Annotated in this window: 3 protein-coding genes; 2 read left to right on the top strand and 1 reads right to left on the bottom strand. The window is 36.4% G+C overall.

Annotated elements, in window-relative coordinates; genetic code table 11:
• Positions 1-1,007: 1,007 nt before the first annotated feature.
• Together EKM63_RS08870 and EKM63_RS08865 are read left to right on the top strand one after the other, a co-directional pair.
• Positions 1,008-3,272 (top strand): M13-type metalloendopeptidase, encoded by a 2,265-nt coding sequence (locus tag EKM63_RS08870; RefSeq protein ID WP_164504939.1) that lies wholly within the window; start codon positions 1,008-1,010, stop codon positions 3,270-3,272.
• Positions 3,273-4,222: 950 nt separating this feature from the next.
• Positions 4,223-4,975 (top strand): alpha/beta fold hydrolase, encoded by a 753-nt coding sequence (locus EKM63_RS08865; protein WP_125705804.1) that lies wholly within the window; start codon positions 4,223-4,225, stop codon positions 4,973-4,975.
• 1,588 nt (positions 4,976-6,563) lie between these two features.
• On the opposite strand, the gene EKM63_RS08860 is transcribed toward EKM63_RS08865, so the two are convergent.
• On the bottom strand, positions 6,564-8,021 hold the full coding sequence (locus EKM63_RS08860) for an o-succinylbenzoate--CoA ligase (RefSeq protein ID WP_125705802.1): 1,458 nt from the start codon (positions 8,019-8,021) through the stop codon (positions 6,564-6,566).
• Positions 8,022-8,036: the final 15 nt, after the last annotated feature.

Here is an 8,036-nt window from a genome sequence, read left to right as displayed (position 1 = left end):
CCAAAAAAGATATTCGGTTGGAAATCTACTTTCGAGGTTTTTAAAGAAAAGTGTTCCAGTTGACTTGTAAATTCAAGACAAAAAAAAAAGAGTAGAGGCCTACCACAAACCTCTACTCCTCGGGATATGTAAGTTGAGGGACTACCACGAACCTCTATTACAAAAGTTGAGAAGGAATACTTCTGAAAATTATGAATTGAAAGGTGTACATTGAGGATGTACTTTCTAACTTCATAAGACATAACGAATTAATCGTTATATTCATCAGGACGTCTCCTAATGAACAAACCAAATTATATATTGTCTTCTTCAAAAATTCCAGTAAAAAGGTATGAATCTAACTATTTTTAACATAACTGTAATCTAATGGTAAATATAATTAATTGATTATATAAAGATTATGTGATATCTTAATGGAAACGATTACCAAAACGCCCCATTATCTGTCATATATGAACCTTCATATATGATTGTATAATTTATATTAAATATTTACTTATCGTTTATATTAGTATAATATGTTTTTATAACTTTGAAATATATTTATTGATTTTCTGAAATATAGGTTATATAATTCTTTATGTTGTCAGTTGATAATTTTTTGGTTAGGCGCCTACCACGTTAGCCAAGCCAAAGATTATGTCGATCATTGGAACCATCTATCCCTGGATATATAATACCTGCCTGTATTAATTTCATTTGGTGAAGATGATCGGCAACTGGTTAATTCCTTATGATAACAACTAATATATGTGCTTATTAGTTCCAGATGATTTTTTGAAGGACTACCACAGACCTTTATAATGGTTGAGAAGGAATCTAATAGACATGAAGGAAGCTTGGATCGATACTTCGGTATTGAACAAGCTTCTTTTTTTGTCCAAATATTTATTTATAAGTTTTGTCATATATCGAAAAAAATATTGTTATTTATAGAGACCAAACCAACACGTTTTGGGTGGATTATTAGTGTGTCAAATTCAATGACTGTGTTAGGAGGAACTCCAATGAAAATCAATAAAAGTCTAGTAGGTGTGTTTACGTTCTCAGCTGTTATTTTGGGAGCATTGGCAACCACACAGACGGCAAAGGCAGATACCGTTACTGATATATCACAACCTGCCGTGACTGTCACAGATACGACACAAGCTCCAAGTGCCACTTCTGCCTCACTTGCAGTACCAACGAGTGCCAATGTTGAAACTAACGCTCAAGCAACTTCAGCAGACGTTCAAACGACAGCTACTTCAGCAACAAATACAGGCAATACTTATAATGGATTCCAAAACTCCAATTCTGCCGCAACCTCAACTAACACGACAGAAGAAAATACTAATGGTGGAGATTGGAATGTAGATCCAGTATATAGTAGACCTCAAGATAATTTTTATATGTATGAAAATGGGTCATGGGTCAATGATACTTATGTCAATGAAGCTGTTCCTGAACAAGGTACGATGAATACTATGACCGGAAATATTAATAAACAAGTTGAAGATGACTTTATTAATTATTCCAATAGTAATGATGACTCAGCCGGATTGGCGATGAATGAAGCAACTTGGTTCTATCAACTTACTTCAAATGATGATTTAAGCAGTATTGAGACGACAGCACCAGATTTAAATAATGAAATTCAAAGTATTTTAGATTTGAAAAATGTTGATCAATTGGCCTATCAATTTACCAACATGGTAGCGAAAGACCAACCAACACCATTTACTATTCTGATCAATCGTGACCAGAATGATCCAACTAAGAAAGCTATGTATCTGATGGGTGCCCAACCACTCATGTTGACATCACAAGGAATCGGCTCTGATCAAGAAAATGACGTTGTCGCATTCTTGCAGACAGCAGGTTATTCTGACGATGCGATCCAAGATATCATTACAGCTACAGTTAATTATGATCAGTTGTTGATGAATGTTGAGACCGCAACGGACCTTGCAGCAAGCACCGATGATAATAGAGATTATCCATCCGTTAATTTCCAAGATTTATGTGACATGATGCAATATGTCAACTTACACGGAATTTCAAAGACACTGACAAACTCAGTTCCAGATAGTGTTTACGAAATGACACCATCATATTTCAACCATATTAATGAACTTATAAATACAGGAACATTTAAAGATTTGCAGGGATGGTTAGTTTCAGATTTGATTTTGTATCGTAGTGGTGAAATTTCAAATATTACCGATGGATTCCAAAGCTTCTTGCAATCAACAGATCCACAACAAGCTGAAGAATATATGAATAATCCGGATAATCTTTCACCTGAGTTACAAAAGACATTTGCTTACTATCTAACTTCCTCAGCGTTCACAGACGCATTTAGCCAATATTATGGACCAAAGATTGTTACACAATCGACGAAGAATGCAGCAACAATTTTAGCTAAAAAAGTTATTTATGCTTATTCAACACAAATCATCAACAGTAATTGGCTCGATACAGCTACGAAACGGAATGCTTTAGGAAAACTAAGCAGAATCCAAATGAACATTGGATATCCATCAAGCAGTGATTTCGACTACTTCAATCGAGTAGATATCGAAGGATTCAATTCACCATATATGAATTATCGTAACGTGGTCGGATCACAAGCCTTACAAAACTTCGCTGACTTCACACAACCAGTTGACAGAGGAGCATGGCAAGAAGGCAATTCAGCACTAGATCCCGACGCATCATATGATAGAATGACCAATTCAATTACGATAAATGCCGGAATCATGTCAGCACCATTCTTCAGTACCAGCCAAGATGACTCCAAAAACTTTGGTGGACTAGGAATGGTAATCGGACACGAATTGACTCACGGATTTGACGCCACCGGTTCACTTTATGATGGAAACGGCGAGTTGAATGATTGGTGGTCAAAAGACGATAGAGCAAGATTCAATCAAAAAGTTGACAATATGGCAGCCGAATTCAACGGAATCCCATACGGAGGCGGCTACGTAGACGGAGTGCAAACCGAAGACGAGAATATCGCCGATAACGGAGGACTAAACGTTTCATTAGCAGCCCTACAAATGGAAAATAATTATAACCTGGACGAGTATTTCCAAAACTACGCATTAGGCTGGAGATCAAAATATGATCCAAGTGCCTATGAGTCACAACTAGAAGACGTCCACACACCAGATAGCATCAGAGTAAATACCAGCTTACAAAACATCAGCCAGTTCTACGATACATATGATGTACAACCAGGCGATGGAATGTATTTGGCAGAAGATAAAAGAGTGAATATTTGGTAAAAGCAGAGCCAAAAGCAATGGCGTAAGAAGCCGGTCATAGCCTAGACAATGGAATTGACGACGAAGTCGGCGAGGCCACTTGTCGTAGCTATGTATAGGCTTCTGCCATTGTGTTGGCGTTTCAGAAAAGAGCCAAAAACAAAACGTTTTGCTCCCGGTCATAGCCTAGGAAACGGAATTGACGACAAAGTCGGCAAGGCCGCTTTCCGTAGCTATGTATAGGGAGCAGTTTTGTTTTTAGCGTTTCGGCTATAAAAATAGAAACGTTGGTATAAAAAAGTAAAGGTGTTCCCAACCAACACAAAAAAAGAAGCGACCAGACAAAAGTCCAGGTCGCTTCTTTTAACATATAAATCCAAAAATATAACAAATAACTAATAAAATCCCAATAATCCACCCAACTAAAATTCATAATTGGAAATTGGTTTTTTTCAAAATTGGAATATTTTCAGTAAGTACTTATAGCACAATTAGCCCATAAGGAGTTTCTGAAAAGAATCTCCTTATTAGGGTTTAGGATGAAATAGTTTTTGAGGAAATCGGTTTTTCTAAAGTGTAAATTTAGGCTGAATAAACCGGGAGTGGAGCAGTTATATTATGGATAAAACCATTATTATAGACTGTCTCGAACAATCAGTGGCGGAATTCAACATAACTTCTGAGGGCGATCTGATTAATCTCGTAATGAAATACATTGACGAATTGCACCACCAAGAGACAGCATCGACTCTAGTCCATTTAAGAGCAAGTCTTAAGGATTATGGGCGTAAAACTAACCATGTGCATGACCAGAGCATCGGAGAGTTAGTTTTCAAAATAGATGGCTATTTAGCAATACGGCCACGACAATGCATCTAGAGATAGATGTATTTTTTTTGCCCAATTTCTCAAACAATAAATATTTATCTAAAAATGATATTATTATATTGATTAGGAAATGAGGTGGGTTGATGATAAAAATTTATCGCCGGATGCTACAGGACGTTCCAATTTTGGAAGTAGTAGAGGAAAAATATCGTTACGAAAAAGCACCCATAGTGATTTTTTATCACGGCTGGAGATCAGATAAAGAGCTAGTTTTGACGCAAGCTAGAAAATTAGCAGGGAAAAATATCAGAGTAATACTGCCAGATGCCATGAATCACGGAAAGAGAATTCAAGATGTTTCATCCATACCGTCATTCACATTCTGGAATACGATCCAAGGCAATATAGCCGAATTTTCATTAATAAAAGAATTTTATCAAGGAAGAGATTTGATAAAAGACGGAAAAATCGGAGTAGGTGGCTATTCAATGGGAGGGATGACCACAGGTGCGTTGTTAACACAACATCCCGAAATCACTGCGGCAGCGATAATAATGGGCAGTCCAAAATTGAATGAGTATGCAAAACTGGTCAGAGAGTCTGCCAAAGAACGTGATATCTATCTACCAGATGATATGAGCAAATTGACCAGCTGGATCGATGATTATGATTTAGATAATTATCCAGAAACAATAGCCAATAGACCATTGTTGTTTTGGCATGGGACAGATGACGAAAGAATTCCATATGACGAATCAAAAAGCTTTTTCGATAGCATACAGGGAAAACCATATGCCGAACAAGTTGCTTTCATAACAGGATATAAAGCAAAACATTTAGTAGAACCACCATTGATGGATAAGATAGCAAATTTTTTTGAGTATTATTTAAACTAGAGCCAAAAACAAAACGCTTTGCTCCCGGTCATAGCCTAGACAATGGAATTGACGACGAAGTCGGCGAGGCCACTTGTCGTAGCTATGTATAGGGAGCAGTTTTGTTTTGGGCGTTTCCGCTATAAAGGTAGGAAAAGCAAAACGTATAAAGCAGGAAAGCAAAACGGATAAAGCAGGAAAGTGGAACTGGTAAAGCAGGGAAACAATTCAGATATTAACCACAACAGTTACCGAAAAATATATCACTAAACAAAACACACAAAATTATCAAATTACAAAAAATATTTTTATATAATTAAAAGTGTGACAACTGAAAAACACTGTATACTTCAAATTGTACCAAAACTTAAAAAAGCGAAAGTTTCATCACAAAAATGACGTCAATTTATAAATTGAAAGGATAACTTCAAAAGAAATTTTGAGGTTATTTTTTTGAGATCAAATACAAATATCTTTATACAAGTATTGAAATGAAAACAGAGTATACTAAAGATGAAACAAAAAAGGACCATCTGCAGACGGTCCCCTGGCAACTGTTATAAGACGGTAGCTAGCATGATTATAGTTAAATAATCGCTACGCGCGTAAATTCGTAGGCGATTATTTTTTTGCTCTAAATTTCAGAATCTCAATGACTAATGTTGCAAAAAGAAACATCAACATTAAAACATGAAAAGTTGAAATAGCTACCTCCTTTCGGAGGTAGTGCCAAAAAATAACAAAGAATTATTCATGGCATCGCCTCATTTCCATCAGGCTAGCCATCGCCGTGAACCAGTTGTCTTAAAGTATTATCCGCCTTGAGTGTCTGGATAGATATGGATGTTTGAAACTAGTATATTGTTTCTAAGACTAAAAAAACATGAATATAAAAGTATTTAATAGTTAAAAATCGCTTCAAAATACAAATATCTTTATACAAGTATTGGAACTAAAACAGAGTATACTAAAGGTGAAACAAAAAGGACCGTCTGCAGACGGTCCCCTTGGCAACCGGCATGTGACGGTAGCTAACCTGATTATGATTAAATAATCGCTACGCACATACAAATTCGTAGGCGATTATTTTTTTGACTTAAATTTTAGGATCTCGATTATTAACAGTGAAAAATCAATCATTAAGATTAACGAGTCAAATGTTGAGATAACTACCTCCTTTCAGAGGTAGTGTCAAAAATTAATTCAAAATTATCCATAGATGGCATCGCCTCATTTCATCAGGCTAGCCATCGCCGTGAACCAGTTGTCTTAGAATATTATCCGCTTTAAGTCGTTGGATAGATATGGATTAAAGAAACTAATAAATTGTTTCTAAGGCTAAAAATATATGAATATAAAAGTATTAAATAGCGATATCTAGCTATATAAAATTAAATATCTTTGTATGTCATGAATACCTTATGGAGTGTTAATCTTTAGTTGAGACATGATGAGAATCGTGGCTTACAAGTATATTAATCGCGACCGTCTAAAGTGTATGGATGATTATTTTTTTGCTTTGAATTTTAGGATCTCGATTATCAGTGTTGAAAAGACAACCATCAAAAAAAGACTGAAAAGTAATTTTCAGTCTTTTTTGCTACAACAATTAAATTTTTTGATAATCTAAATTTCCAAGTTTCCGACGCAACAATTTTCCACTAGATGTCAGTGGCATTGCCTCAACGAGTCTGAACTCACGAGGAACTTTATAATGTGCTAATCGATTTCGACCGTATTCAATCAAATCTTGACCATTCAAGAATGCGTCCTTATCAGTTGTAACATAGGCAACGGGAATCTGTCCCCAATCGTCATCGTCAACACCAATTACCGCGATGCTCTCAAGTCCTTCGATTTTTCCGTAAATATTTTCGACTTCTTCAGGATAAATATTTTCACCACCGGAAATAATCATGTCGTCCTTGCGACCTTTGATGAATAGAAAACTTTCTTTGTCGAGGTAACCAAGATCTCCGGTACGATAAAATCCATCATCAGTCATCTTTGCGGCGAACAAATCTGGTTGATTCAAATATCCCTTGGCGACATTTGGTGCTTTAATTTCGATATCACCGATGCCTTCTTCATCCTGATTGGTAATTCTCAAATTAACTGGGAATAGCGCCTGCCCAGAAGAGCCAACTTTTCTGTCGGCATCTTTGAAGTTTAAGGCAACGACATTTGAAGCCGTTTCGGTCATTCCGTATGACTGTATAACTGGGATTTCCAACATTTGGCAACGTAACAAAGTCCAATTATCAATTGGTCCGCCACCTAGAAAAACGCAGCGGAAATTATCATTGAAATTTTGACCTGTTTTTAAATTATTCAGAATTCTTTTCAACATCGTTGGAACCAGCGAAATTATCGAAGCACGTTCGTTGATCAAAATGCGATTGATATAAGTCTCATCAAATTTTTCTATCAAATACACGGGCATTCCGTAAATCAGTGAACGCATCATGATCGAGAATCCCGAAATATGAAATAGGGGAACTGACAACACCCATGAATCATCATCTGTAATGCCTAAGTTCAGTGACATACCGATTGCTGAATAAAAATGATTGCCAAAAGTCTGCAGAACTCCTTTTGGACGACCAGAAGTTCCAGAAGTATACATAATGGAAGTAACGTCATCATTTTTGAACTCTTTTACTGGCTCATATTCTTCAGATGCCGGCATCGAGAGAATCTTGGACATCATAGTTTTCGAAACAGAAACGTTATCAAGTTGTGAGTGTTTCAAATTATCATCGATCAAACAGTCAGTCACGCCAGAGTCGGCGATTTGAAAGCTTAACTCTGACTCGGATAAGCGAGTATTCAAGAAAACAATTTCCACACCGATTTGTTGAAGCGCCAGGGTCGCAATATATCCGTTGAATGAATTTGCGGTAAATATTGCTACGCGGTCGCCCTGATGGATGCCGTGTTGATACAATTTGCTGGCATATAATTGCACAGTTGAATTCAATTCTGTAAATGTAAAATCTGTATATTCAAAAATTAAAGCGACCTTGTTAGGATCTAGGGTCGCTCTTTTTGTTAGCCAATTTTCCAAAATCAACGTCCTTTC

It is taken from the genome of Companilactobacillus mishanensis, from assembly GCF_003946505.1.
Taxonomy (GTDB): domain Bacteria; phylum Bacillota; class Bacilli; order Lactobacillales; family Lactobacillaceae; genus Companilactobacillus; species Companilactobacillus mishanensis.
Note: the sequence above shows the minus strand (reverse complement) of the source record. Positions and strands in the feature narration are given on the sequence as shown.